Origin of the sequence: Lacrimispora sp. (genome assembly GCF_031982545.1) — a bacterium.
GTDB lineage: Bacteria > Bacillota > Clostridia > Lachnospirales > Lachnospiraceae > Lacrimispora.
This window is the reverse complement of sequence record NZ_DALYXB010000002.1, coordinates 156,520-182,655: the sequence shown is the minus strand read 5'-3', so window position 1 is coordinate 182,655 and position 26,136 is coordinate 156,520. Positions and strand designations below refer to the sequence as shown.

At 44.1% G+C, this 26,136-nt stretch carries 24 protein-coding genes and 1 riboswitch; of the genes, 10 read left to right on the top strand and 14 right to left on the bottom strand.

What is annotated here, in order from left to right; genetic code table 11:
• Positions 1–40: 40 nt before the first annotated feature.
• From ABS301_RS04370 to ABS301_RS04340, 7 genes are all read right to left on the bottom strand, one after another.
• Entirely contained in the window at positions 41–388 is a 348-nt protein-coding gene (locus tag ABS301_RS04370; protein ID WP_349671053.1) for a VOC family protein, read from the bottom strand.
• Positions 389–424: 36 nt separating this feature from the next.
• Positions 425–1,705: an SLC13 family permease gene (locus tag ABS301_RS04365; RefSeq protein WP_349671052.1), complete on the bottom strand. Its 1,281-nt coding sequence runs from the start codon at positions 1,703–1,705 to the stop codon at positions 425–427.
• Between the two features lie 63 nt (positions 1,706–1,768).
• Positions 1,769–2,863 (bottom strand): PdxA family dehydrogenase, encoded by a 1,095-nt coding sequence (locus ABS301_RS04360; RefSeq protein ID WP_349671051.1) that lies wholly within the window; start codon positions 2,861–2,863, stop codon positions 1,769–1,771.
• Between the two features lies 1 nt (position 2,864).
• Positions 2,865–3,773, bottom strand: a complete 909-nt coding sequence (dapA, locus tag ABS301_RS04355) for a 4-hydroxy-tetrahydrodipicolinate synthase (RefSeq protein WP_349671050.1) — start codon at positions 3,771–3,773, stop codon at positions 2,865–2,867.
• An 18-nt stretch (positions 3,774–3,791) separates the two neighbouring features.
• Entirely contained in the window at positions 3,792–4,952 is a 1,161-nt protein-coding gene (locus tag ABS301_RS04350; protein WP_349671049.1) for an iron-containing alcohol dehydrogenase, read from the bottom strand.
• A gap of 21 nt (positions 4,953–4,973) precedes the next feature.
• Positions 4,974–6,134 (bottom strand): sialidase family protein, encoded by a 1,161-nt coding sequence (locus ABS301_RS04345; protein WP_349671048.1) that lies wholly within the window; start codon positions 6,132–6,134, stop codon positions 4,974–4,976.
• 104 nt (positions 6,135–6,238) lie between these two features.
• Positions 6,239–7,495: a four-carbon acid sugar kinase family protein gene (locus ABS301_RS04340; protein ID WP_349671047.1), complete on the bottom strand. Its 1,257-nt coding sequence runs from the start codon at positions 7,493–7,495 to the stop codon at positions 6,239–6,241.
• A 296-nt stretch (positions 7,496–7,791) separates the two neighbouring features.
• Here ABS301_RS04340 and ABS301_RS04335 point away from each other — a divergent pair, with 296 nt between their 5' ends.
• On the top strand, positions 7,792–10,437 hold the full coding sequence (locus ABS301_RS04335) for a cation-translocating P-type ATPase (RefSeq protein WP_349671046.1): 2,646 nt from the start codon (positions 7,792–7,794) through the stop codon (positions 10,435–10,437).
• Positions 10,438–10,549: 112 nt separating this feature from the next.
• On the opposite strand, the gene thiT is transcribed toward ABS301_RS04335, so the two are convergent.
• Entirely contained in the window at positions 10,550–11,221 is a 672-nt protein-coding gene (gene thiT / locus ABS301_RS04330) for an energy-coupled thiamine transporter ThiT (RefSeq protein WP_349671045.1), read from the bottom strand.
• Between the two features lie 29 nt (positions 11,222–11,250).
• Positions 11,251–11,349: riboswitch (TPP riboswitch) on the bottom strand.
• Between the two features lie 160 nt (positions 11,350–11,509).
• Here thiT and ABS301_RS04325 point away from each other — a divergent pair.
• The 9 genes from ABS301_RS04325 (at position 11,510) to ABS301_RS04285 (ending at position 19,501) form a co-directional block, all read left to right on the top strand.
• Positions 11,510–11,935 (top strand): DMT family transporter, encoded by a 426-nt coding sequence (locus ABS301_RS04325; protein ID WP_349671044.1) that lies wholly within the window; start codon positions 11,510–11,512, stop codon positions 11,933–11,935.
• Between the two features lie 101 nt (positions 11,936–12,036).
• A complete protein-coding gene (locus tag ABS301_RS04320; RefSeq protein ID WP_349671043.1) occupies positions 12,037–12,660 on the top strand; it encodes a helix-hairpin-helix domain-containing protein in 624 nt (207 codons plus the stop codon).
• Positions 12,661–12,680: 20 nt separating this feature from the next.
• Complete coding sequence (locus ABS301_RS04315; protein WP_104434990.1) at positions 12,681–13,379, top strand: response regulator transcription factor; 699 nt, start codon at positions 12,681–12,683, stop codon at positions 13,377–13,379.
• Between the two features lie 72 nt (positions 13,380–13,451).
• On the top strand, positions 13,452–15,308 hold the full coding sequence (locus tag ABS301_RS04310) for a DUF6320 domain-containing protein (RefSeq protein ID WP_349671042.1): 1,857 nt from the start codon (positions 13,452–13,454) through the stop codon (positions 15,306–15,308).
• 29 nt (positions 15,309–15,337) lie between these two features.
• A complete protein-coding gene (locus ABS301_RS04305; RefSeq protein WP_349671041.1) occupies positions 15,338–16,366 on the top strand; it encodes an alpha/beta hydrolase in 1,029 nt (342 codons plus the stop codon).
• 11 nt (positions 16,367–16,377) lie between these two features.
• Entirely contained in the window at positions 16,378–16,857 is a 480-nt protein-coding gene (gene rlmH, locus ABS301_RS04300) for a 23S rRNA (pseudouridine(1915)-N(3))-methyltransferase RlmH (protein WP_349671040.1), read from the top strand.
• Positions 16,858–16,888: 31 nt separating this feature from the next.
• Complete coding sequence (locus tag ABS301_RS04295; protein ID WP_349671039.1) at positions 16,889–17,731, top strand: aminoglycoside phosphotransferase family protein; 843 nt, start codon at positions 16,889–16,891, stop codon at positions 17,729–17,731.
• Positions 17,732–17,973: 242 nt separating this feature from the next.
• Positions 17,974–18,858, top strand: coding sequence for a LysR family transcriptional regulator (locus ABS301_RS04290; RefSeq protein WP_349671038.1), 885 nt, complete (start codon positions 17,974–17,976; stop codon positions 18,856–18,858).
• Between the two features lie 25 nt (positions 18,859–18,883).
• Complete coding sequence (locus tag ABS301_RS04285; RefSeq protein WP_349671037.1) at positions 18,884–19,501, top strand: non-canonical purine NTP pyrophosphatase; 618 nt, start codon at positions 18,884–18,886, stop codon at positions 19,499–19,501.
• 72 nt (positions 19,502–19,573) lie between these two features.
• Here the strand turns inward: ABS301_RS04285 and ABS301_RS04280 are convergent, their stop codons facing one another.
• Genes ABS301_RS04280 through ABS301_RS04255 form a run of 6 tightly spaced genes read right to left on the bottom strand, consistent with a single transcriptional unit; the run spans position 19,574 to position 26,131 of the window.
• Positions 19,574–20,872, bottom strand: coding sequence for a GntP family permease (locus ABS301_RS04280; RefSeq protein ID WP_349671036.1), 1,299 nt, complete (start codon positions 20,870–20,872; stop codon positions 19,574–19,576).
• 49 nt (positions 20,873–20,921) lie between these two features.
• Positions 20,922–21,476, bottom strand: coding sequence for a hypothetical protein (locus ABS301_RS04275; protein WP_349671035.1), 555 nt, complete (start codon positions 21,474–21,476; stop codon positions 20,922–20,924).
• 6 nt (positions 21,477–21,482) lie between these two features.
• Positions 21,483–23,117: a medium-chain fatty-acid--CoA ligase gene (gene fadK / locus ABS301_RS04270; protein WP_349671034.1), complete on the bottom strand. Its 1,635-nt coding sequence runs from the start codon at positions 23,115–23,117 to the stop codon at positions 21,483–21,485.
• 41 nt (positions 23,118–23,158) lie between these two features.
• A complete protein-coding gene (locus tag ABS301_RS04265; RefSeq protein ID WP_349671033.1) occupies positions 23,159–24,169 on the bottom strand; it encodes an electron transfer flavoprotein subunit alpha/FixB family protein in 1,011 nt (336 codons plus the stop codon).
• A 16-nt stretch (positions 24,170–24,185) separates the two neighbouring features.
• A complete protein-coding gene (locus tag ABS301_RS04260; RefSeq protein ID WP_277406266.1) occupies positions 24,186–24,974 on the bottom strand; it encodes an electron transfer flavoprotein subunit beta/FixA family protein in 789 nt (262 codons plus the stop codon).
• A gap of 14 nt (positions 24,975–24,988) precedes the next feature.
• Complete coding sequence (locus ABS301_RS04255) at positions 24,989–26,131, bottom strand: acyl-CoA dehydrogenase family protein (protein ID WP_349671032.1); 1,143 nt, start codon at positions 26,129–26,131, stop codon at positions 24,989–24,991.
• Positions 26,132–26,136: the final 5 nt, after the last annotated feature.

Below are 26,136 nucleotides of genomic sequence, written 5' to 3'. Positions count from 1 at the left end.
GCGATGTTTGATTCGCAAATGGAACAGCGGTTTTTATCCATTATTTTTGCATAATATGAATGGCAAAGCCTCCAAACTCACCGTCTAAATAGACATTTTTCAGTGTTCCATCTTCAAAATATGCGGCAGTATCCATATTAAAGGAAAAACCTTTCTCTTTCAGTTCCAGAACGGCGGAGGTTAAATCCGGTGTACGCATGGCAATGTGACCGTTTGAACCCAGGAAAGGAGCTTTCATGCATTCAAAATAAGGACCTCCAAACTCAGATTTTTGTCCGTGGCGAGGCTCTAAGTTAAACATCATACTCAGCAGCTGCGCCAGTTTTTCTGCTTCTTCCGCATTTGGGGTGTTGATACCAATATGTTCCAGTTCATATTTATTATTCATAACTGTACCTCTTTCTGATTTAAGTAATTTAGCATTTTACATTGGGAACAATAGCAGAGCTCCGGCAGTTAAAGCAAGCAGTCGGATAAAGTACATCGGAATCGTGTATTTCCAAAACTCTGTCAGTTTATATTTACCAATTCCCATTACCATAGCTGGCATCCCATCAATTGGTAAGAAATGGCCATTCCAGCCTGAAATTACAATTGCAGCAGCGGCAGCTGTGGGATTCAGCCCGAGACTCATACAGGTAGCAATCGCCATAGGCGCAAAAACATACACAGTACCGATTGTGGATCCTGTAAGGGTTGCAAGTACACTTGTTAACATACAGAATACAAAAATAAGAATGAAAGGATTGATATTTGTTCCAAGCATATTGGCTACCGTTTCTCCAACTAAAGCAGTTAATCCGGTACCGCCAAGAGCATCAGCAACACCAATAACGCCAGCTGACATCAAAATAATTGGAGCTCCAATATTATTACGAATTTCATCAAAATTCAGAACACCGATTACTAAAACCAGACCTGCAGATAAACCAGGAATCATATATCCGGCATCGCCTACTTTACTTTGAAGAATCATACCAATAACAGCTGCAATAAAGGCCGCATAGGTTGCATTTTCTTTCCATTTAGGTAAATCGTAAACGATGTCTTTGGATTTATCTGTGCCGGTTTCTGTATCTTCCACATTTTTGTTGGGCAATATTTTATAACCAATTAAAGCCCATGCCACATAAGCCAGGGAAAGGATCAGATTCACAATAGAGAATTTTGCTAAGGAAACGCTGGTAATACCGGATTTGGCAGCTGCTAATACAGCGATAACAATGCCATATTGTAATGTCACATTAACCGGGATCAGTGGGTGGTTAGCTGCGAAACCAGCAGCAGCGATCACCTTGCCACGTGGTAATTTGTCAGAGTACTGTATCGTAGATAAAATACCTAAGGTAAGAACATAGAATGCAGTGGAACCTGTTCCAAAGATACTGCTGGCCAGCATGACGATAATAAATAACATGATATATGCCTTGTATCCACCTTTGTTAGCCATATTCATAATTGTTTTTCTGAAAGCACCAATCAGGCTTGTTTTTTGAAGAGCCGCCACGATTGCCATGAAAGAGGCAAGCATAATAATGGTAGCATTAGAAAAACCGCCGAAAGCAGTCTTGATATCGGTTATGCCAAAAAGAACCATAAGAAGACAGGCAAGTATTGGAGGTGCACCGAATGGAAGTTTGTCTGTCATGATCAAAACAATCATGAGAATTGTGATAGCAAGAGCAATAATCATTGGGATAGTCATTTGTTTGGACTCCTCTCTTATATAAAGCTATATTAATTGGCAGTAGGGTACAATTTATCAATTTCAGGATTCTTTTCTGGCATGAACCATAAGGATGGCGTAATCAATTGCATTGATCAGACTCAGCTCACTGGAGCGTCCGCTGCCAGCAAGATCGATGCCGGTGCCATGGTCTACACTGGCACGAATAATAGGCAGTCCGAGAGTTACGTTAACACCTTCCACCGCTTCCCAGTGCTTTTCTTCACGGTTATAAACAAAACCTTTAACCTTTAGGGGAATATGACCCTGATCATGGTACATGGCAACAACAATATCGTACCAGCCGCCCAGTGCTTTAGAAAATATGGTATCGGGAGGGGTGGGCTTCTTTTCCGGGATAATAATTCCTTCAGCGATTGCTGCATCAATGGCAGGCTGAATTTCTTCTACTTCCTCCCAGCCAAACATGCCGTTTTCACCACAGTGGGGATTTAACCCTGCTACCCCGATTTTAGGTTCTTTTATGCCCAGGGCTTTGCAGCCTTCATTGGCAATGCGAATGCAATCCAGAACACGGTCCTTTTTAACACGATCACAAGCTTCCCGCAACGACACATGAGTAGAAACATGGACCACTCGCAGGTCGCCGTGAGCCAGCATCATGGTGTACTTTGGTGTATTCGTATAATCAGCATAAATCTCTGTATGACCGGAATAATGATGACCTGCCATGTTTATGGCTTCTTTACTCAGGGCGTTGGTAACGGTAGCGTCAATCTGGTGTTCCATAGCCAACTGAATCACTTTTACTACATATTGGAAGGCTGCCTCACCACCCAGTGCACAGGCACCTACGCCAAAGGGTTTTGGTTCATCCAGTCCGGAGGTATCCGGAATTGCATCTGCAGGAATCAGCTTTAAATCCATCAGATCAATGGTGCCATAGGTGTATTTGCCTTCAGCGGGAGAAGAGATAACATTCAGTTTCAAACGAATGCCATGAACTTTTTCAGCCACCTTTAAAGCGTAACTTATGGAAGTTTCATCCCCTACTATCAAAGGCTTACAGCGCTCATAGAGTTTTTCATCTGCCAATGCCCGGACCGTAATCTCCGGGCCATTTCCAAAGGGATCACCCATGGAAATTCCAATAATAGGTCTTATTTGATTATTCATATCAGCACATCCCTCTGTCGGCATTTTCCTTTAAAACCTGTTTTAGTGCGTCAATTCCTTCCTCGCATAGATAATTAAAAGGACGGCGGCAGTCGCCTACCGGATAACCAAGCAGAGAAACAGCCTTTTTAACGACAGTGTTCGGGTTGCCATATTTAAATACAGCACGGAATGAGGCAATGGAGTCCTGAGCAGCCTTGGCTTCATCCAGTTTACCGGCCTGAAACAGTTCAAAAATAGATGCAAGAACATGTGGATATACGTTGGCACATCCGGCAATACCGCCGGCACCGCCTGCTTCAAGGCAGGGAAGGATAAGGGAATCGTTTCCGGATAATACACGGAAATCTTTATCTAAATCCTTTGTAAGGTTAATATAGGCAAGTAAGTTATCCCAGTCACCGCTGGAATCTTTGGCACCCATAATAAGGTCTACATCTTTCGCCAGCTTTGCAACGGTCTCAGGAAGCAGTTTATTGCCTGTACGTGCCGGGATGTTGTACAGCACGATTGGAATATCTACATGTTTCGCAATTTCCACGTAATGATCGTAGAGCTCTTTTTGGGAAGCAAGAGCAAAGCTGGGTGTGATAATGGACAGCACATCAGCGCCAAGTTCCTGAGCTTTCCGGCTGACACGAATGGTATCAGACGTGGAGATGCAGCCTGTACCTGCATATACCGGAACACGATGTTTTACCTGATCGATGGCAGCCTCAAGCACTTCGATTTTTTCTTTTTCGTTTAAGATATAACCTTCTCCGTTGGTTCCAAATGGGAATATACCGTGAACACCGCCCTCCAGCATTCGTTCAATCTGGTTACGCAGCTCCTCCAGATTAAGGGATTCATCGGCATTCATAGGGGTTAGAATTGGTGGGATAATGCCTTTTAATTCGACGTTCTTCATGATAATAATCTCCTCTGATTAAATAATTTTCTTATACAGTGACCTGGCATCAGCAGGTGTAACTTCCCGCATATTGTTTACCAGAAGGCGTGTTACCTGCATACCGGCTTCTACCAGTCCGTCTAAGTCTTCGGCGGGTACTCCAAACTCTTTTAAGCTGGTGGGGATTTCTAAGTCTTTTACGATTTTCTCCATCCACGCAAGCAGATAAGCACTTTTTTCTTCCGCTGTCTGGCAGTTTTCCTGGGTGTGGACACACCGGTCATAAACAGCAGCGAATTTTTCACGGCATACCGGTTCATTGAATCCCATGACAGGAGCCAGTAACATTGCGTTGGAAACGCCATGTGGGATGTGGTATTTGCCGCCAAGTGGATAGCTTAGTGCGTGTACGGCAGTCGTGCCGGAGGCAGTGATAGCCAGTCCGCCGTAATATGCAGCAATCTGCATCCTGTTTTTTGCTTCCATTGCCTCGGAGTTGTTACATGCATCCATGATGTTGTTAAGAATCAGATCCAGGCCCTCAAGTGCGTACAAATCGCTGAATGGATTTGCTTTATTGCTGGTAAAGCACTCAATGCAGTGGGCCAGAGCATCCACACCTGTAGCTGCTGCAATCTTGCGGGGCACGTTCTTAATCATTCTGGCATCCAGTATCACATAGTCAGCAATCATGTTCTCATTGACAATTCCCACCTTTAATTCCTTTTCCGGAACGGCAACAATGGCGTTGGGGGTAACCTCTGCTCCAGTACCTGCAGTGGTGGGAATCAGAATAATGGGAACGCACTTTTGTGCACGGCCCGGATTGTCTAACAGTTCCTTCACGCCGTACTCGTCGGTGACAAGGATACTTGCCAGTTTGGCTGCGTCCATGACGCTGCCACCGCCGCATGCTACGATCATATCCGCTTTGCTGGCTTTAAACTGATCTACCAGCTTTTGAACCGCGGTATAAGTCGGTTCCGGAGGGAGTTCATCAAGGACATAGTAATCGGCTCCTGCAGCTTTTACCGCATCCTCAGGCAGGGAAAACAGGCCGGATTCCTCGATCCCCTTATCTGTAAACATGGCAACCAGATTCACCTTTTGGTTTTTTAAGATGGTGGTGATGCTTTCCATGGCGTTTTCTCCGCCATATACGGCGTGTGGCATTTTAATGTTATAGGTTTTCAGCATTTTCAAATCCTCTCTGTGTTATTAATGGCTCTGGGCAGCAGTTGGGTTATAGAGACCAATCCGCTCTCTCTTTTGTCCCAGAACATCCTCCTCGGTAAATCGAAGGTATTTCACTCCGGCACGGGTGTGGGAGGCATAGGCCAGATGGAGCGCCCCATCAGCTGACTGCATCAGATAGGGATATTCGTACTGCCGGTTATTGGTTTTGTTTTCTTCCCCCATGTAGCCTTCGCCCCGTTCCATATAGCGGATGAAGGGGAAAGTCAGACCACCATCCTCCGTCAGTGCAACTGCTACCGGGCAGCGAAGACCTGGCCATGCGGCCTTACCAGGCTGGGGATCGGGTGTACAGGTGGGGTTGTAGGCAATGGCGATGCGTCCGCTTTGCAGTTTCACGGCACTGATGCTGGAGTTGTTATTTGGAAGAGGAGTGGGAGCCGGCTCGCTCCAGGTCTCGCCCCAGTCAAAGGACTCACTGCGGTGAATGCGGTAAGCTTCACGGTTACGCATAAAAGCAACCAGATGTCCGTTTTCCAGCTCTATGACATTGGCATGAACATGACCGTTGCTCTTAGGCATCATCACCATGCGCCACGTCTTTCCTTCGTCATCTGAGATGCGGAAAGCGGTGGGATCTCCTGACAGCCCGTCTTTAGAATCTGTACACAGCCAGTTTGCAAAGATCCATCGTCCAGATGAAAGTATCTGAATCGGCTGGCGGCAAAAGGTTCCTTCTTCGGGGAACACTGTTTCATAGGGTCCCCATGTTCTGCCCCCATCGGTACTCTTCTGGCAGCGTACTACGGCTGTATACTGCATGTTGTCTTTGCCTTCCTGGCGATCCATCTGGGCGGTGTACATTGCCCATACAGCATGATCAGGGCCATAGAATAAGGAGGGGTTCTGCTCACTGCGGTCAGGGTCACCGGAGATATCCACAGGCGGAAGCCATGCAGATCCGTCTTTAGGAAGAAGTGAGCAGATAATATGGATGTCGGCGCTGCCTTCGTAGGTGCCTGCAAACCAGCAGCACAGCAGATCGCCATCTGGCAGTTGAAGCAATGCCGGAGCATGGGCGGTAGGGTATCCACCGGTAGGAAGGAGCGCTTCCAGAATTCCCATATCGTCATTTTGATAAATAGTGCCATCCCAGGTCAGGCCAGGTAATTTGGCGTATTGCATGTTGTTATCCTCCTGATTTGTATTTTTTAGGCAATTATTTCTTTGCCAGATACACAGATTTTGATGTTTTCAACGTCTTAGTAGAATATCCCCCCAATTATTTATTAACTGTAATTTGTCAAAAATCGGTTTGACAGATCCATAAAAAGTGTTTCTCTGCCAAAACCACCGGATTTTGATATGATATTGAGTCTGTTTCCCTTGTAAAGAACTTCTGAGAGCACAATACCCTGTTCAACCTCACAGACCGGTGAAATAACGTTTATACCAGTCTGTTTTACAAATTGGTATAGAAGATCTCCGCCCATGAGGAAAACAGTAGCTTTTACTCCTCGGTCAATCAGACTTTCGATCAGCTGTGCCATTACAGTGACTACATTTTCTCTGATCTGTGAAAGTCCTATCCCTTTTTCTTTTGCATATGCGTAGGTCTTACCAGGCTCATCCGGTCCGTTGGCATTTAAAATAACCACAGGTGATTCTTCACAGGATTGAAACACCTGATTTACCAGGCTGCGGGCTGCCTCTCCATTTGCAAAAGAAAGATTGAGTTTTTCTTCCGGAGTCAGATAATAATGTGATGCCCCGTTTCTTAAAGCATAGCTGCATTGAGCCAGAGATACCGGATGAATACTGCCGCAGGCAATGAGTAAATGAGGAGATATCTCCGGTGCCTGAAGTTTGTTTCCGCAAAGCCCTGTCAGCCCGGGAAGCAGCGCTGCAAATCCTGCACAGCCAGCCAGGAGATGTATTTCACCTTTCTCTTTCAGCTTCCGTGCAATCCGCTCCAGATCGTCTACTGACTGTGAATCATGAATCAGGATTCCCTCATACTGGCTCCAGTCCTGTCCGGGATCTTCTATAATAGAAGAAGTTATATCTGTCTGGGACCGGATAATCTTTGTAATGTCAGAGTATAAAACAGGTTCAAAGGGATCTTTTCCAAAAACGCTTTTATTAATGGGAACATTGTCTGCGTAGTGGATTCCCTTTCTGGTTGTGCGGGCCATCTGGGGATACGCGGGAATAAAATGGATCCGCTTCTGTCCGCTGGCCTTTAGTACAGCAGAAAGCTCTGCTCCGATATTTCCACGAAGAACGGAATCCGTTTTCTTATAAATATAAGGAATTCCAGCTTTTTTTGCTTGCTCTGTTATGGAAAACACAGCTTCATAGGCGTCTTTCTGGTTTAAGTGACGGGTTTCGGCATCAACCACCAGGACATCAGTTTCCGGGCCAAAATCTGACGTATTAAACTTAAAATCTAAGGTAACATACGCAGTTGCACCACTTGCTGATAACTGGACACTGGTATCCAGTGCGCCCGTAAAATCATCTGATATTATTAATAATTTAATCATGTAATTACCTTTTCCATCTGCTTTTATCAGGTTTTTATAAACGCCTTTGTATCATAAAAACATGATACCATACGGGAATAGGTTCACCAACCAATTAAATCACGATTTTAGTTCACTTATGAAACACATCATAGAAACACACCATAGGTTTTTGTATAATATACACAAAATATTTTTATTGCTTTCAAAGAAAAGTGAAATATGGTATAATAAACTACGAACCAAATGTTCCAAATATGAACAATTTGGAGCGACAACATGGACATGCCATTCATATTATTTACGGGAGAAGAACTATGCGAAAAGAATACTTAATGGAATCAACAGATGTTTTAAGCCAGTTGGAGACATCGCTTCAGGGACTTTCGGACGCTTCAGTGGAAGAGAGAAGGTCAAAGTATGGGATGAACAAACTAAAGGAAGGGAAAAAGCCAAGCCTGATTGAAAAATTTTTAAAAGAACTTGCTAACTTTATGACAATTGTACTGATCGTTGCAGCGGTTATTTCAGGGGTAACTTCGATTTATGCAGGGGAAAGCATGATTGATACCCTTATCATTATTTCTGTTGTTATAATCAACGCCGTTCTCGGTGTTTATCAGCAATCGAAAGCAGAATCTGCAATCGAATCCTTACAGGAGATGGCAGCGGCCACATCAAAGGTAATCCGAAATGACAGGCTTCTTATCGTCCGGTCCGAGGAACTGGTTCCTGGTGACATCATTCTTTTGGAAGCAGGGGACTCTGTACCTGCAGATTCCAGAATTCTGGAATCTGCCAGCTTAAAGGTGGAGGAAGCAGCACTGACCGGAGAATCAGTATCCGTATCTAAAATTATGGAAGCCGTTTCAGGCGAATCAGGAGAGGTTGCACTGGCAGACAGAAAGAACATGGTTTATACCGGATCTACCATTGTTTATGGAAGAGGTAAGGCTGTAGTATGTTATACTGGCATGGAGACTGAAATCGGGCATATTGCCGATGCACTCAACACAGCCAAAGAGGAAGAAACTCCGCTGCAGATTAAATTAGACCAGCTTTCCAAAGTACTGTCCATTATGGTTCTTGGAATCTGCGCTCTTATGTTCGCCATAGATTTATTGAGAATTGGCATATCTGGAGGCGGAATTCATTTAGAGCAGATTATTGATACCTTTATGATTGCGGTTTCTCTGGCAGTAGCCGCTATTCCGGAAGGTCTGGCAGCCGTTGTTACTATTCTGCTTTCCATTGGTGTGACAAAGATGTCAAAGAAACATGCCATTATCAGAAGACTGACAGCAGTGGAAACGCTGGGCTGCACCCAGATTATCTGTTCAGATAAGACAGGAACCTTAACACAAAATAAAATGACGGTTGTGGAGCATTCTGCTTCTGATGAAACGCTTCTGATGACTGCCATGTCGCTGTGCTGTGATGCACAGCTGGATCCAGACAGTTCACAGGCAGTGGGAGAACCTACAGAATGTGCTCTGGTCAACGATGCATTTAAAAACGGTTTGTCAAAGCCCGAGTTAGCCAGGAGATATGTAAGAATTGGGGAAGCACCCTTTGATTCGGTCAGAAAAATGATGTCAACGGTTCATAAAAAAGCAGATGGCACTGTTATACAGTTTACAAAAGGAGCTCCTGATGAGATTTTAAAGCGATGCACCAAAGTTTATACAAGCAATGGCGTTGCAGAAATGACGGATGAAATCCGTGAAGCCATTTTGATAGCAAATAAAAGCATGGCAGATAAGGCACTCAGGGTTTTGTGTGGTTCCATGAGAGAGTGGGACAGCGCCCCTGCTGCTATGGAACCGGATATTCTGGAAAAAGAACTGGTGTATTTAGGATTGTCCGGAATGATTGATCCGGTACGCCCGGAAGTAAAAGCAGCCATTACAGAGTGCCAGGAAGCAGGTATCCGGCCGATTATGATCACTGGAGACCATAAGGATACCGCAGTCGCCATTGCAAAGGAGCTTGGAATTCTTGAAAATGAAAGCATGGCGATTACAGGTGCTGAACTTCAGAAGATCTCCGATGCAGAACTGGAAAAGACCATACATAATTATTCTGTTTACGCAAGAGTACAGCCCGAACATAAAGTACGTATTGTTAAGACCTGGAAGAAGCTCTCCAAAGTAACAGCCATGACAGGAGACGGAGTGAACGATGCGCCTTCTATTAAAGAGGCGGATATCGGTGTGGGAATGGGAATTACCGGAACAGATGTGACTAAGGATGTTGCAGATATGGTACTTGCTGATGACAATTTTGCAACCATCGTTGCTGCAGTGGCAGAGGGACGCCGTATTTACGACAATATTCGTAAGGCGATCCAGTTTTTGCTTTCTTCAAATCTTGCAGAGGTAATTGCCGTATTTGTCGCCAGCCTTTTAGGATTTACTATTTTAAAACCGGTACATTTGCTGTGGATTAACCTGATTACAGACTGTTTCCCTGCTATTGGTCTTGGTATGGAAGCAGAAGAAGGCGATATTATGAAGCGCGATCCAAGAAGCCCAAAAGATGGTGTGTTTTCTGATGGAATAGGAGCCGAAACAGCATTTCAGGGCATGGTAATTGCCATCCTTACTCTGGCGGCGTACTTTATCGGACATTATATGGAAAGCGGAGTATGGGAAATTGCGGAGAGTTCCGATGGTATGACAATGGCATTTTTAGCGCTCTCCCTGCTTGAGATGTTTCATTCTTTTAATATGCGTTCCAGAAAGGATTCCATCTTTCATTTAAAATCGCGGAATAACTTTTTAACCGCATCATTAGCAGTATCCTTCGTTCTGACAACTGCGGTCATTTATGTTCCGTTTTTACGGGAAGCGTTTTCCTTTGAGCATATTTCACTGGTGGAATATCTCGTGGCAGTATTGATTTCCGTTTCCATCATTCCAATAGTTGAGATTATGAAGCTGTTAACACATAAAAAGAAATAAGTGATATAACGAAAAATAACGGGAGCGATCAGAAGCTGGTATTCAGCTCCGCTCTGGCAAATAAAATAGTAGTCCACATAGGATATATCTCTATGCTGGACTACTATCTATTTTAACCGTTTACCGCCTGGCGTTTCATCTGGGTAATGGCTTCGATGACCGGTGGCAGATATAATATTACGATAGTTACAACCATTTCAGGGATAATATAGGTAGCGTTATATCCAAAGGTATATAAAAGCGGGTTCATGCCTTCCGGCGCATAGGAAGCAAAGAATATGTAACCGGAAATAACATGGCATAAATATCTGCCTAAAACACCTGTGATATATCCTGGAATCAGTCCGTATTTTCTGTTATGAAACAATCCGGAAAGGCCCAGGCAGCCAAATGCTATCGGATAGTCCAGGAGAACCTGAACGGGAGCATAAATATATGGCCCCATAATAAACTGAAGAATTCCGTATGCCACTCCTGTCATGATTCCGGCTTTAACGCCGTAGATATAGCCGATCAGACAGATAAACAGCATGGAAAACAATGTGATGGAACCTCCGAACGGAAGTGAGGCAAATTTGATGAAAGAAGCCACCATAGCCAGTGCCATCGCGCCTGCGCAGGTTACCATCTGCCGGGTTTTCAGCTGTCTGGTCGGAAGTGTTTTGCCAGTAAGCAGATGAATTCCCAGTAAAATTATAAAAAGTGCTGCAATCACCAGTCCATAACCGGCTGGCTTTAAAAGGTATTCTCCGGATTCCTGAGAATAGGTTAGAAAAAATGACATAAAAAAACCTCCTTCGTATGCACAGGAGGGGACTACTACTATTGCTTCCTTCCGCCGGCATTGTCCGGTTCAAGTAGTAAGGGTCAGGTAAATACCATTCTCAGCCTAAGGCTCCCCCAGCGTGTCATAATTTTTTCATTTCGGTGTGAGTATAACTGAAATAAAAGGGAATGTCAAGTTATTTAAGCCTGTAAAATAAGTATAAAAAAGTAAATTAAGCACAACCTAGTAAAGCAGTGCATCATTGCATTTTTTCAATTAAAAAATACAGATGCGGAGGTTGTATCTATGACAGGTTTTATCATTGCCCTGATATCAGGAGCGCTAATGAGCATACAGGGAGTATTAAATACGGGAGTGTCCAAACAGACCAGCATGTGGGTATCCGCAGGCTGGGTTCAGCTGACAGCATTTTTAACCTGCCTTATTTTATGGTATTTTTCAGGGAGGGACGATATTTCAACCCTTCTTTCGGTTCACCCCAAATACATGCTGATCGGAGGCATTATCGGCGCATTTATTACTTATACAGTTGTAAAAAGTATGGGGACGTTAGGACCTGCAAAAGCTGCTCTGGTGATAGTAGTATCCCAGATCGTGGTGGCTTATGCAGTGGAGGTATTTGGATTATTTGGCGTAGAAAAAGTTGGATTTGAGTGGAAAAAACTAATTGGAGCAGTTGTAGCCATCATAGGCATTATAATCTTTAACTAATTTGGAAATAGTGCTTGTATTTACTTATTTCTTTAGGTAGAATAGGTACAAGGGCTGAGGATGGGATCCTTTTTTGCAAAATTTTGTAAAGGGAGGATTCCATGAACTATCATAGGATTAAGATCGCAGCCATAGCTTTCTGCGTAATCATATGCAGTATTTGCTATGGCTTAAACAGAAATCATAAATACCGGGAAGAAGTGTTTGTTTCCATTCAGGAGACACCTGCATCGTCACAAGAGGAATCTTTAGCCGGGGATTTAAAAGAAACATCAAAAGAACCGTTACGTATTTGCTATGTACATATATGCGGAGAGGTGGCTTCTCCAGGCGTCTATGAGCTGGAGGAGGGAAGCCGTATCTTTCACGCTGTCGCAGTAGCCGGAGGTTTTACGGAGAATGCAGCAGCTGATTCGCTAAACATGGCGGAACCGGTCAAAGACGGGATGAAGATTCAGGTGCCGGACAAGGAAGAAGCCAAAGCGCTTTCGGATCAGGCATTATCTTCCGGAACCGGTTCATCAGAAGGCAGACGTAAAGTGAATCTTAACACGGCTGATAAGGGTCAGCTCATGACCTTACGAGGAGTGGGAGAGGCGAAGGCAGATGACATCATTCGTTACCGGGAGAGTCACGGTGGATTTCAGAAGATTGAAGACATTATGAAGATATCAGGAATTAAGGAGGCAGCCTTTCAGAAGATAAAAGACGATATCACGGTTTAAATAGAAGACAGAGGTGCAAAATGGCAAGTGTTTTAGTAGTAGATGACGAAAAACTGATTGTAAAGGGAATGAGATTCAGTCTGGAGCAGGATGGTATGGAAGTGGACTGTGCCTACGATGGTGAGGAAGCCATTAATCTGGCAAAACAGAAGGAATACGATGTAGTGCTTTTGGATGTCATGCTTCCAAAGTTTGATGGATATGAGGTTTGTCAGGCGATCCGGGAGTTTTCCGAGATGCCCATCATTATGCTGACAGCCAAGGGCAACGATATGGATAAGATTCTGGGGCTTGAGTATGGAGCTGATGATTACATTACGAAGCCCTTTAACATTCTGGAAGTAAAAGCAAGAATTAAGGCAATTATGCGTAGAAATGCCAAGAAGGGGAGACGGGATCATAAGGAAGACAGCCATCTGGTGACAGCCGGGGATTTAAAACTGGACCGGGATGCCAGAAGGGTCTTTATTGCAGAGAAGGAGATCAATTTAACAGCAAAGGAATTCGATCTTCTGGAGCTCTTAACCTGCAACCCCAGCAAAGTTTACAGCAGAGAACAGCTGCTTACCTATGTTTGGGGAAACAAGGCGATGGACACAGGTGATGTCCGTACTGTAGATGTTCATGTAAGGCGTCTGAGGGAGAAAATTGAGCCCAGCCCCAGTGATCCCAAATATGTGCATACGAAATGGGGCGTAGGATATTATTTCCGCGTTTAGTGAAAAAAAGGAGGATTTCTGCCGGGAGACCGGCGAGATCCGCCTTTTCTTAAATTAAGGAGTGCCGAAACGATGAAGAAAAGCCCGCAGGGGGAACGATGGAGAAGGCTTGACAATACGGCAAAGATTTTTCCTGTCATAGCCGATGAGAATTTAAGCAATGTGTTCCGGATCAGTGCCCAGTTAAAAAGTGAAGTGGTACCTGGAACCTTACAGAGAGCGTTAGAGGAAGTTCTGCCACAGTTTGAAGGATTTTCCGTGAAACTAAGGAGAGGCTTTTTCTGGTATTATTTTGAACACAACAGCCGGATGCCGGTCATTGAACGGGAGACAACTTATCCCTGTAAGTATATTGACCCACACAGCAACCAGCTTTTTTTATTCCGGGTCACTTATTTTGGCAGCCGGATCAATCTGGAAGTATTTCATGCTGTCACAGATGGACTGGGTGCTGTTAATTTTTTAAAGGCACTGGTTTACCGCTATCTGGATCTGGTAAAGGATTCCAGAACCGGTCACAAGGCACCCCAGAAGATTTCTTCCGATGTTTCCATGAATGTGGAGGACAGTTACGTCCGTAACTATAGAAAGATCCGGAAACAGAAATACAGTTCTGCAAAAGCCTATCATATTACCGGGGAACTGCTTTCTTTGGATGAGGAGAATATTCTTCACGGTTATATTGGTTTAAAAGAGATGAAGGCTGTTAGCAAGGGCTATGGCGTCAGTATTACCCGTTTTTTAACTGCTGCACTGATCTGGTCTATTTATCAGGAGTATTTAAAAAAGAAGCCGTCTGAACAATCCATTGGAATCAGCATTCCCATCAATCTTAGGAATTTTTTCGGTTCTGAGACTATGGCGAATTTTTTTGCCGTGACTTTAGTGGAATTTCTTTCTTCCGGAGAGAATCATACGTTTGAGGAGATACTACATGTGGTCTGTACCCAGATGGATGAAAAGATTACAAAAGAGAAGATGGAGGAGACCATTTCCTATAATGTTTCCAGTGAGAAGAAGTGGTATCTGCGCATTACTCCTCTTGTAATAAAATGGCTTGCTTTAAATCTGATATTCTGGAGGAACAATGGGGCATATACCATGACATTGTCAAACATCGGTCCCATTGAGATGGATGAAGAATATGCAAAAGAGATTGAACGCTTTACCATGTTGATCGGAGTTTCACGCAGACAGCCTATGAAATGCGGGGTATGTTCCTACGCAGATGAAGTAAACGTTACCTTCAGTTCTGTTTTTCAGGATACAAGGCTTGCGGACACGTTTTTTGGTTTTCTAAGGAAAGAAGGGATTCCGGTTGAACTGGAAAGTAATGGGGTGCCGGATCACAGAGATGATAAGGGGCAGTATCCCCAGATCCGGTATGACAAGGAACGGATGAAAAAGATTGCCAATATTTTTTACGGGATCATGATTTTTGCCGGGGTGATACTTGGAATCATTAACCTCGCGACCTATTCTGGCTCCATATGGTCAGTAATCGCAATTGCCTTAATGGCCTATTCTGTCATGACAGTCCGGTATTCCTTTATGCGCCATTCCAATCTGGCGGGAAAAGTAGTCATGCAGACCATAGCGGCAGAAATCGTATGGGTTTCCATTGATCATGTGACAGGGTACAGCGGCTGGTCTGTGAACTATGGGATACCAAGTACCATATTATTTGCTGACCTGGCGGTAGTGTTTTTAATTCTTGTTAACCGAATGAACTGGCAAAGCTATTTCATGTATCAGATTGCAGTTACTGTTTTCAGCTTTATTCCGTTGATTTTATGGGCGGCAGGGTTGATTACCAGACCGCTTCTGTCCATTGTGACAGTGGCAGTGACCGTGATAATTCTTGCAGTCACCATCGTTTTGGGAGACCGGAGAGTAAAGAATGAGCTGATCAGACGATTTCATATATAGAACGTGCTGTCTGGAAAGGAGGTAGACATATGAGAAGAAAAAAAGTGAGTGTGATGGGAAATCTGGTGAGGGATATGATGCAGAATGTAATGGAAACTTCGTTTAAGCAGCCAATCCAGAGCGGCGAACTGAGAAAGAATCCGGTAGAGCCGGCCTGGGTATGTCCGGCTGGATATGAATATGAAATTATAGAAAAATGTGATTTAAAGATGGAATATTTAAGACCTGTTGGAGTTGTTACAGGGCGTGTGATTCTTCAGCTTCACGGTGGCGGTTATATCGGTCCAATGAAGAATATTTACCGGAGGTTTGCAGTCCGGTATTCCAAAATCAGCTATGGAGGAGATGTGCTGACTCCGGATTACCGGGTAGCTCCGGAAGATCCCTATCCGGCTGCTTTGCAGGATGCCGTTTCGGCTTACCAGTGGCTTTTGCAGGAGAAGGGGTATGCCCCTGAAAATATTGTAATAGCAGGAGATTCAGCTGGCGGAGGTTTAGGTCTTGCATTGGGTCTTTATTTAAAGGACAATCACCTGCCTCTTCCGGGAGGTTTTCTCACCATGTCTGCCTGGACGGATTTAACAAACAGTGGGGAAAGCTATCAGGCTAATTATGAGCTGGATCCCCTTTTTGGCAATTCCACCCATAACATGCTTTACGATTCTACGTATATTGGAGGGGCGGATCCCATGGAACCCTATATCTCGCCGCTGTTCGGAGACTTTAGCGGATTTCCGCCCGTACTGATGCAGGTAGGAAATTACGAGATACTGTTAAGCGACACCCTGATGGTGGGTCAGAAGTTAAAAAAAGCTGGGGTGAAATGCCGGATATCCGTCTTTGAAGGAATGTTTCATGTATTCCAGATGGGGCTGGATCTAATCCCTGAGAGCCGGGAAGCCTGGGAGGAAGCGGAAGAATTCTTACGGGTTGTTTATCATATTAATGTAAAACCGGAAGGAAAAGTTGTCCGGAAAGTGAAGACAGGGCAAAAGCGGTCTGCGAGAGATATCACTGACTTTTTAATTGCCATGATGAAGAAAGAACTGAATGGATAGAGGAGATACGAATGAAAATCACATTGGTGACTGTGGGGAAGATTAAAGAAAAATTTTATACTGACGCCATAGCCGAATACAGCAAAAGACTGAGCCGATACTGCAAGCTGGAGATGATCCAGGTGGCTGATGAGAAGACACCTGATCATGCCAGTGAGACGGTGGAACGGCAGATTAAGGAGAAGGAAGGGGAGAGAATCCTTCTTTCTATAAAGGAAGGTGCTTATGTGATCGCTCTGGCCATTGACGGAGATACCCCGGATTCGGTGAAGCTGTCTGAAAAAATAGCGGCTCTTGGAGTCGGCGGAGTAAGCCAGATTGTATTTATTATCGGCGGTTCCCTTGGGCTGGCTGACGCTGTGTTAAAGCGGGCTGATTACAAACTGAGCTTTTCTAATATGACGTTTCCTCATCAGTTAATGCGGGTGATTTTGCTGGAACAGATTTATCGGAGCTATCGGATTATAAATGGAGAGCCGTATCACAAATGATGTTTTATAATTAAAAGTGGAGGAGAAAGTTTTGGATGATTTAATTCAGGAGATCTTAGGTAAGTATCATATAAATGAACCATGTGTCAAATTGGCCACCCATGGTATCGCCAATGATATATATGCAACACCGAATTTTATTCTAAGAATTCCTACAAATCATCCAGAAGCCGCTTCTGACGCCTTAACGGAATCCGTAGCAGCTCCATTGGCTAAGTCTAATGGTATAAAAACACCGGAGTTAATTTATTTTGATAATTCTTATACAATGGTGAATAAAACATATTCTATTTGGGAACGGATCCAAGGTTTAACACTAGGCGAAATAGATCATTATTTGCATTATTATAATACATGGAGGGAAATAGGATTTGAACTTGGAAAATTACATGTAACTGTTAAAAGCTGTAATGATCCAAACTGTTGGCTTGGCAGCCCTGACAGGGACTATACAAAAGACATGCTAATTCAGGGTTTGCTTAATTATGAAAGAGAATCGTCCTATTTATTAGAATTAATAAAAAACAAATTTACTGATGAAACTTTTTCCTATAAAAAAAGTTTTGTACATGGAGATACAAATGAGTTCAATTTTTTATGTACAAAAAATGATAAATTATTATCTGTTATTGATTGGGGTGATTCGGGTTGGGGTGATCCGGCTATCGATTTTTATATGATACCAATAGAAATTCTACAACACGTGTTAGATGGATATAATGAAATAGCAGGAGCAAATATTAACAATGGTTTTATAGATCGAATTATCCTGGATAAAGTTTGGACAGGAATTGAAGAAGGACAAAATTTACGTATCCTGGAAAAGAATATAATGGAATTAGAAAGCAGGCTCTTTTCTTACATAAGCCGTTAGCGATGCAGGAAATACATCTATGACAAAGCTGTACTGATTTGTACTAGTTACTAAGAATCTGTACAGCTTTTTTCGTATTCATTTAAGTTTGGCCTAACCTGAAATATTCTAAATTTTATCATTGTAATAAGTTTAAAAATACTGAATATAATTCACACAAACAGTTGTCAAATCCTGTCGTTTTTTGTATAATATACATAGATAATACTGTTAAATTTTAAACAAAATATAGGGGGATCTGCATGAATTTGCCGCAGTTATATTATTTCATAAAACTAGCAGAATTACAGCATTATACGAAAGCCGCAAAAGAACTTTACATCGCTCAGCCCTCGTTAAGTGACTCGATCGCTTCATTGGAAAGTGAGCTTGGAATATCCTTGTTTCAGAAAAAAGGACGCAATGTAACACTGACAAAATACGGGGAAGAATTTTATATTCATGTATCCCAGGCGCTAAACGAGCTGGAACGGGGGATAGCCACCATGAAGATGCATTCTGGTCAGCTGGGAGGTACCATTGATGTAGGCTGTATCCCCACTTTATTAGGCGATTTTCTTCCAACAGCAATTCAAAATTACATGAAAAAGAATCCTCAGGCAAAATTTAATATCTTCCAGGGGATGTCTATTGAGGTCGCTCATGGGGTAGCAGCTGGAAAATATGACTTAGGTTTTTGCTCCATGGTGGAAGAGGAGCCGGATCTATTATTTGTTCCCATTATGGCGCAGGAGCTGGTTTTGATTGTTAACGACGCCCATCCCCTTGCAGGAAGAAAAGAATTATGTTTAGGCGAATTAAAAAATTATAATCTCACTACATATCGTGATAGCATACCCATAGGAAAAGTAGTCCGAACTCTTTTGCAGCAGCATGAGGTGGAGGCAACATTTTCTTATGATGATGAAATTTCCATCGGAGGTGTGATATCAGAGACAAATCTGGCAGCTATCGTTGCCCGCACTCCCTTTTTAAAACAATTTGATAACCTGGTAATGATTCCTCTGTCAGATGTACCAAAGGATACCCGCCTGATTTATATGACATTCAGCAGGAAGAATTTCGTTTCCTCCTCTGTGGAAGCGTTTGCAGATTTCGTTGTGGCGCACGAGATGAATCTGCCGTAATCGTACAGACGGGATGGAGCAGAATATGAGATTAATATATGGAACTGGAAATCCAGCTAAATTATCAGCAATGCAGAAACGGTTGTCGGGATTTGATTTAGAGATAGTCGGGTTAAAAGCTTTAGGCATAGAGATTCCGGAAGTACCGGAAACAGGTTCATCACCATTAGAGAACGCTTATCTAAAAGCGACTGCATATTATAAATTACTTATGGAACCTGTCTTTTCCTGTGATTCAGGACTATACTTTGATCAGGTACCAGAGGAAGTCCAGCCTGGAGTACATGTAAGAAACAGGAATGGAAGAACTTTGACAGATGATGAGATGCTAGAATATTACAGCGGACTGGCAAAAGAGTATGGAGATTTAACAGCCCGCTACCGAAATGCCATCTGTCTCATTGTGGATGATCAGCATATTTATCAGGCGATGGAAGAGAGTATGGCCAGTGAACCATTTCTTATGAAATCGAAACCTCATAACATGAGAAAGAAGGGGTTTCCATTAGATAGTCTGTCTGTTGATATAAAAACTGGTAAGTACTATTATGATCTGGATAAAGATGAACTTGATACAGTTGCAGTAGAAGATGGATTTCTTCAGTTTTTTCAGACGTTTTTAAACACTTATAAAAAGGATTAAACAGAAACAGCGGTATGCTGCCACAAGCGCATCCCGCTGTTTTTATATCATAGACGATTGGCTCAAAAAAGGTTATACAATACCTGCAGTTGCCATAAGTGCAATTACCAGTCCTGCAACAAAAGCCGGGATCATGGTACCTAAAATAATATGTTTATAGCTTTCCTTTAAGCTGCATCCGCAGATGGACATGGTAAGGATTGCAACGGAGGAGTTGGGCAGTTTATTTAAGATCAGGGCAGATTCTGTTACAATGCGGTGAAGAGCAGCAACATTGACTCCCATATCAACAAATGCTTTCCCAAAGCTCTCCATGAAAATGGTTTCACCTGAAATTGCAGAACCGGTCAGTCCGGTCAGCACCGTTGTGCCGAAAAATGCTTTCAGATATGCGGGCATATTCATGGCAAGCACTGCCTGCTGCAGCTGCTGGAATGCAGGAGAAGCGCCTAAAACTTTGGAAAGACCCATAACTGCAGCAACCGTAAGCATGGAGTTTAAGCCGGAGCTGCTTCCGGTTTTAATGGAAGTTTTCATGTTCTTAATCCGTTTTAACTGGGTACAGATAATTAACAGGATACCAATGACCAGAGAAAACATAATGCTTGGAGAAGTTCCCCAGCTGGAGGTTGCAACTACACAGCCTAAAACAAGAACAAAAGGAAGAACGGACATGAAGATTCCGGGAAGTTCCTCTTCCGAAACGGCTGTCTGCTGTGTCTTATACATGGCAAGAAGCTGTTCCGGTGTGTTATTTTTCAGACTCTGCTTTTGTGCATAATTAAAATACAGGAAGTAAGAAACAGCAAGGATCGCGGTAAATACAAAGGAAAGAAGAGGCGCTGATCCAAGGGAGGTATTTAAATATTTACTTGGCAGTACATTGCAGATATCTAAGGAATAGGCAAAACCATTGGCAGAAGCACCGCCGCCCAAAAGAAGGAAAGGAAGCACCCGCCGGTCCATTTTATTTTCATATAAAAGGTTATCGGCAATGGGGTAAAGGACAAATACCATAATATAACCGTTGATACCAAGCAGAGTGATGAAAAATGTACAGATCAGGATGACCAGACCTACCATTTTCGTTCCCAGCTTCTTTGTCAGTGTCTGGGCGATCTTTGTTGCCAGACCTGTTTCTAAAACAAGCTGGCCAAAGACCCCGCCAAGCCCCAGAATTAAAAACCAGGAGGCTACAAAGCCGCCGGCACCGCCGGAAAATGTGGTCAGAAACCCTTCCTTAAGATCCAGCCCGCTTGTGACCAGAATAATGGCTGCCGTGATCACCGTCGCTGTTATCATATCGATGCCCTTGATAATCATTACAACTAAAAGTGCAATGGCAATAATAAGACCAATTGTAGCTAACATAATGTTCCCTCCAATATTTATATAGTCTGTCAGTCATGAAAACTCTTCATTAAGCTTTCTCATTTGCACCGGACTGCCACTGCGCCGTCATTTTATCAAGCGGAATCGCAGTCAGCCCTGTTTCCCTGGAATAGGAATAGATTACAAATCCACGTTTACAGCGGAAGACGCATTCCAGGCATGGGTCTTCATCGCAATAGGCAAAGGCATCGGTGTCTGCCAGGGAAAAAACAAGAGGAGGACGCTTTGTCTTAGGTAAATATTTTAAGTACCCCCCGGTAAACGTTTTTAAATACATCCACTCCGGCATATATTCCGGCTTTAATGCTTCCCAGAATACTTCCACGGCGTTGTCATTGTAGCCGCCGGTGATTCGATAGCTTAAGTGAATCTTATCGTTTACCAGGCCTGATGATTCCGGTATTAAATGGACCGCTTTTGAACCACAGCATAAAATTTCCGTTTCACCAGAGGGAGGGACAGCAATGGCGGGAAACAGTCCGCCGCATGTTTCGCATCGGTAAAAGGATACCTCCGGACACTGGTTAGCCGGAGGTTTTCTTGTGTCACGGCATCTTCTTGGTCCGAATGTTTGTTGAGTCATAGCCTGTCACCCCTTCATCCGTTTTAACAGCTCTTCCCGCAGCAGATATTTTTTAACTTTTCCGCTTCCTGTGTGGGGAATTCGTTTAATTATTTCCAGACGTTCCGGCCAGAAGCGTTTGGATATGCGGTGCTCTTTTAAATAGTCTGTTACATCTGTCAGAGAGAGAGTTTCAAACCCTTTTGCAACAACCACAAAAGCACAGATCCGTTCCCCCAGGCGTTCGTCAGGCATACCAATGACGGTATGGTCCAGAATTCCGGGACAGCCTTCTAAATTATCATTGATTTCATTGGAATTTAAATTTTCCCCGCCACGGACGATCATATCTTTCTTTCTTCCGATAATCCGTATGTTTCCATCTTCATCCATAACGCAGAGATCTCCGCTGTGAAACCAGCCGTCATCGTCAAGGACTTCATCGGTAATTCCCCGGTTTTTTAAATATCCCACAAATACATTGGGACCTCTTGACAATTCTTCTCCTGCAGTTCCAAATGGAACATCTGCTCCGTTTTCATCCACCACACGGATTTCAACTCCTTCCAGCGGTTTTCCAGAAGCAGTTCCATTAAGCCTTAATGCGTCACAGGGTCTGACAAAAACATGGGGAACACTCTCTGTAGAACCATACACCTCACATAGAAGTATCCCATAATCCCAGGCTTTTTGGACCATATAGCCCGGAACAGGTGCGCCGCCGCATAAATAGAATTTAAGAGAGGGGATTGCACCTCCGCTGGTCTCTAAATCCCTTAAAATATCATAGATAAAAGGAGTGGCGCCCATGGAATAAGTACAGGCCTCCCGGTTCATTAAATCAATGGCTTCCCGGCAGCAGTATTTCTGCTGTAAAACCACCTTCGCACCTGTGAGCATGGGAGCGATAATCCCATGGTGAAAGCCGGTTGCATGATTGAGAGGGGCAGGCATAAACATAATATCGTCCATTGATATCCCCAGCTCCCGGTTAAAGGTTTCCTCACTGTAACGGATGTTATCATGAGTCAGAATCACACCTTTTGAGCCGCAGGTAGTGCCAGAGGTTCCAAGAATGGCGGCAATATCCTGTCCAGTCTGCCGGGCACATTCCCAGGTGCTTAATGGCCTGTAATCATGGAGAATATTCTTCCAGGAATAACAGCTGCTTTTTATCTCCCTGGTCTGATCCAGCAAAACCACTGCACGAAGGCTGTTAATATGAGGAAGTGCTGATTGAATCATTTCCTCATAATCGGTCTTGTGAAACCAGGTGGGAGCAAAATAAGCTTTGGACTGGGTTAGATTTAAGCAGCGGACCAGTTCTTTTTCCTCGTATGACATGGCAATCGGGTGGGCAGCGGCACCCACCTTAAAGCAGGCAATGGTAATTACTGCGAATTCGCTCCAGATCGGAATCTGATAGGAAACCACATCACCGGGGCCGATTCCCTGGGAACGGAGAAAGGCCGCCACTTTGGAAGCGGCCTCATCCATCTGCCTGTAAGTATATCGGCATCCTCTGTCATCTACTACATATTCCCGGTCCGGATATTTTCTGACTGACTCATGAAAGCAGTCAGCTAGTGTCCGGTCCGCCCAGAAGCCTTTTTTCAAATACTGAAGTTTTAAATCAGGATTTATTTTTATTTCTTCAAGCATAACCCTTCTCCTTGGAAATGAAGAGCAGAGGTATGATAAGGTTATCCCTGCTGCCTCGCCTTCAGCTCTTTGACAAGAGCAGGAACCACTTCAAATAAATCGCCAACAATGCAATAGTCCGCAACCTCGAAAATAGGAGCGGTTTCATCCTTGTTAATGGCAATGATGGTTCCTGACTCACTCATTCCGGCTACATGCTGCACTGCTCCTGAAATTCCGCAGGCAAAATATATTTTAGGGGAAACGGTAGCGCCCGTCTGTCCGACCTGCTTGCTCTGAGGCATCCAGCCTGCATCAACAGCAGCGCGGGAACAGCCTACGGTACCGCAAAGTACATCAGCCAATTCCTTTAATACAGAAAAGTTCTCGGCAGACTTCATACCCCGGCCGCCGGAAACGATAATTTCAGCCTCATCAAGCCGAATGTCATTGTCTTCACAGGCTTTGATAAAGTCGATTACCTTAGTTCGGATCTCCTGGGCCGGAGTGGAGATTTCTTCCCGGATTACAACCGGTTTATTGTCCGGATTCTTTTCAGTTTTTTTAAATGCTCCCGGTCTGCAGGTACCCATCTGAGGTCTGGTTTCACTGCAAAGAATCTGAGCATATAAATTACCTCCGAAAGCAGGACGTTCCCAGACAACATTGCCGGTTTCCTCGTCAACGCTGAGGGCGGTACAGTCTGCAGTCAGACCGGTGCGCAGGCTTACCGCGATCTTGGATCCTAAGTCTCTGCCGTTTACTGTTGCACCAACTAAGATCGTATTGGGCTGATACTTTTCACATAGTTTTAAAAACACATTTCCATAGGCATCGGCAGAGTAATCTTCGTATTCCGCTCCCTCAACCACATAAATTTTATCCGCACCATATTCTCCGGCGGCCTTTACAGCCTCTTTGGTATCATTTCCGATTACTACTGCACAAAGATCCTGTTTTAATCCTTCTGCCAGTTTTCTGCCCTGGCCTAAAAGTTCCAGTCCCACGCTTTTTGGCTGGTCTTTAAAACATTCAACAAATACCCAAACATCCTTCCATGCTTCAAAACTCATTTTCTTCGGCCTCCTTTTACAGTATTTTCCCGTCGGCCAGCTTGCCGATCAGTGCGTTAGCAATTTCACCGGGAGTAGTTCCCTCTATGGTCACGCCGCAGGCGGTCCGTTTTGGTGTGAAAGTAGCTTTTACCTTGGTGGGAGAGCCTTTAAGTCCCATTTTTGACACATCCGCATCTGGTAAATCAGCCAGGGTAATTTCTGGTATCTCTGCTTTTAAAGAGGCGATTTTTCTCTTTATGGTAGCATATCTGGGTTTGTTGCTTTCCTTTGTTGCAGTACAAAGAATGGGGAAGCGGGCCTCGATTACTTCGATTCCTTCCTCCACCTGACGTCTGGCAATTACCTTATCACCATCTGCCTCTAAATCCAGAATATAAGTAAGCCTTGCAGCGCCAAGGTGCTCTGCAATACTGGGGGCGGTCTGCCCCGTATCCCCGTCTATCGCCTGTTTTCCGCCCAGAATCACATCGAAGTCACCAAGCTTTTTAATGGCCTGTGACAGGATATAGCTGGTGGCATAGGTATCAGAACCGCCAAATGCACGGTCTGTCACCAGATAAGCCTCATCAGCTCCCATGGAAAGAGCTTCTCTTAATACAGCCTTTGCCTGAGGAGGCCCCATGGAGATCACAGTCACTTTTCCGCCGTAGCGGTCCTTTAAGGTAAGACCTGTTTCTAAGGCATTTTTGTCAAATGGATTCATGATGCTTGGTACACCTGTACGGATCAGGGTGTTTTTTACCGGATCGATTTTAATCTCTGTTGTATCCGGAACCTGCTTGATGCAAACAACGATATTCATCCTGTTATGTCCTCCTATCTGTATTCCTTATCCAGCACATTCGCAATGGTCATACGCTGGATCTGGTTGGCGCCTTCAAAAATCTGGAACACTTTGCAGTCTCTCATCAGCTTTTCTACGGGATATTCTTTGCTGTATCCGTATCCGCCGAAGATCTGTACTGCATTGGAGGTAACCTCCTGTGCACAGTCGGAGACAAAGGTTTTGCAGATGGAGCCTTCCTTCTGAACCATGATTCCCTGGTCCATCATGCGCATGGTGTTATTAACCAGACACCGGGATGCTTCCACCTTGATTGCCATATCTGCAAGCAGTGCCTGAACCATCTGGAACTTGATGATGGGAGTCCCGAACTGTTTGCGTTCTTTTGCATATTTTACGGATTCATCAAGGGCTCTCTGCATAATTCCCACTGCCAGGGTTGCCACAAATGCTCGGGATAAGTTCAGTGCATTTAGAGCCAGCTTAAAGCCGGAGCCTTCCGGTCCAACCATGGCGGAAGCTTTTACCCGCACATTTTCAAAAATTAAGTCAGTGGTATTGGAAAGACGAAGTCCCATCTTATTCTCATGAGCGCCAATGGTAACGCCTGGTGCATCCGCATCAATAATAAAGGCGGAAATTCCCTTGTGTCCGGCAGCCGGGCTGGTTTTGAAAAATCCTACAAATACATCAGAGAGAGCTCCGTTTGTAATAAAGGTTTTTGTTCCGTTTAAGATGTATTCATCCCCATCTAAGACTGCGGTGGAACGCATGGCGGCCGGATCAGAGCCTGCATTGGGCTCGGTTAAGGCAAATCCTGCAAATGATCCTGGTCTGATTTTGTCAGCAAAATACTGTCCCTGCTCCTTGGTTCCTGCGAGAATTACATTTCTTAAGGCAACAAAGGTGGTTACAAAGGTGATGGCATAGCCTGCATCTACTTTTGCCAGCTCTTCAAATATCATGGCAGTGGTTTCATAGCTTAAGCCGGTTCCGCCGTATTCCTCGGGAATTTCCAGCATGTGAAGTCCCATATCAAAACCCCACTTAAAGAGTTCTCTCGGACATTCACCCTTCTCATCTGCTTCTTTTACGTAAGGCTTGATTTCGTTTTCAGCCATCTCTCTTACGAGAGCAAGAAGCTCTTTTTGTTCTTCGGTGTATAGTAAACTCATGTCAT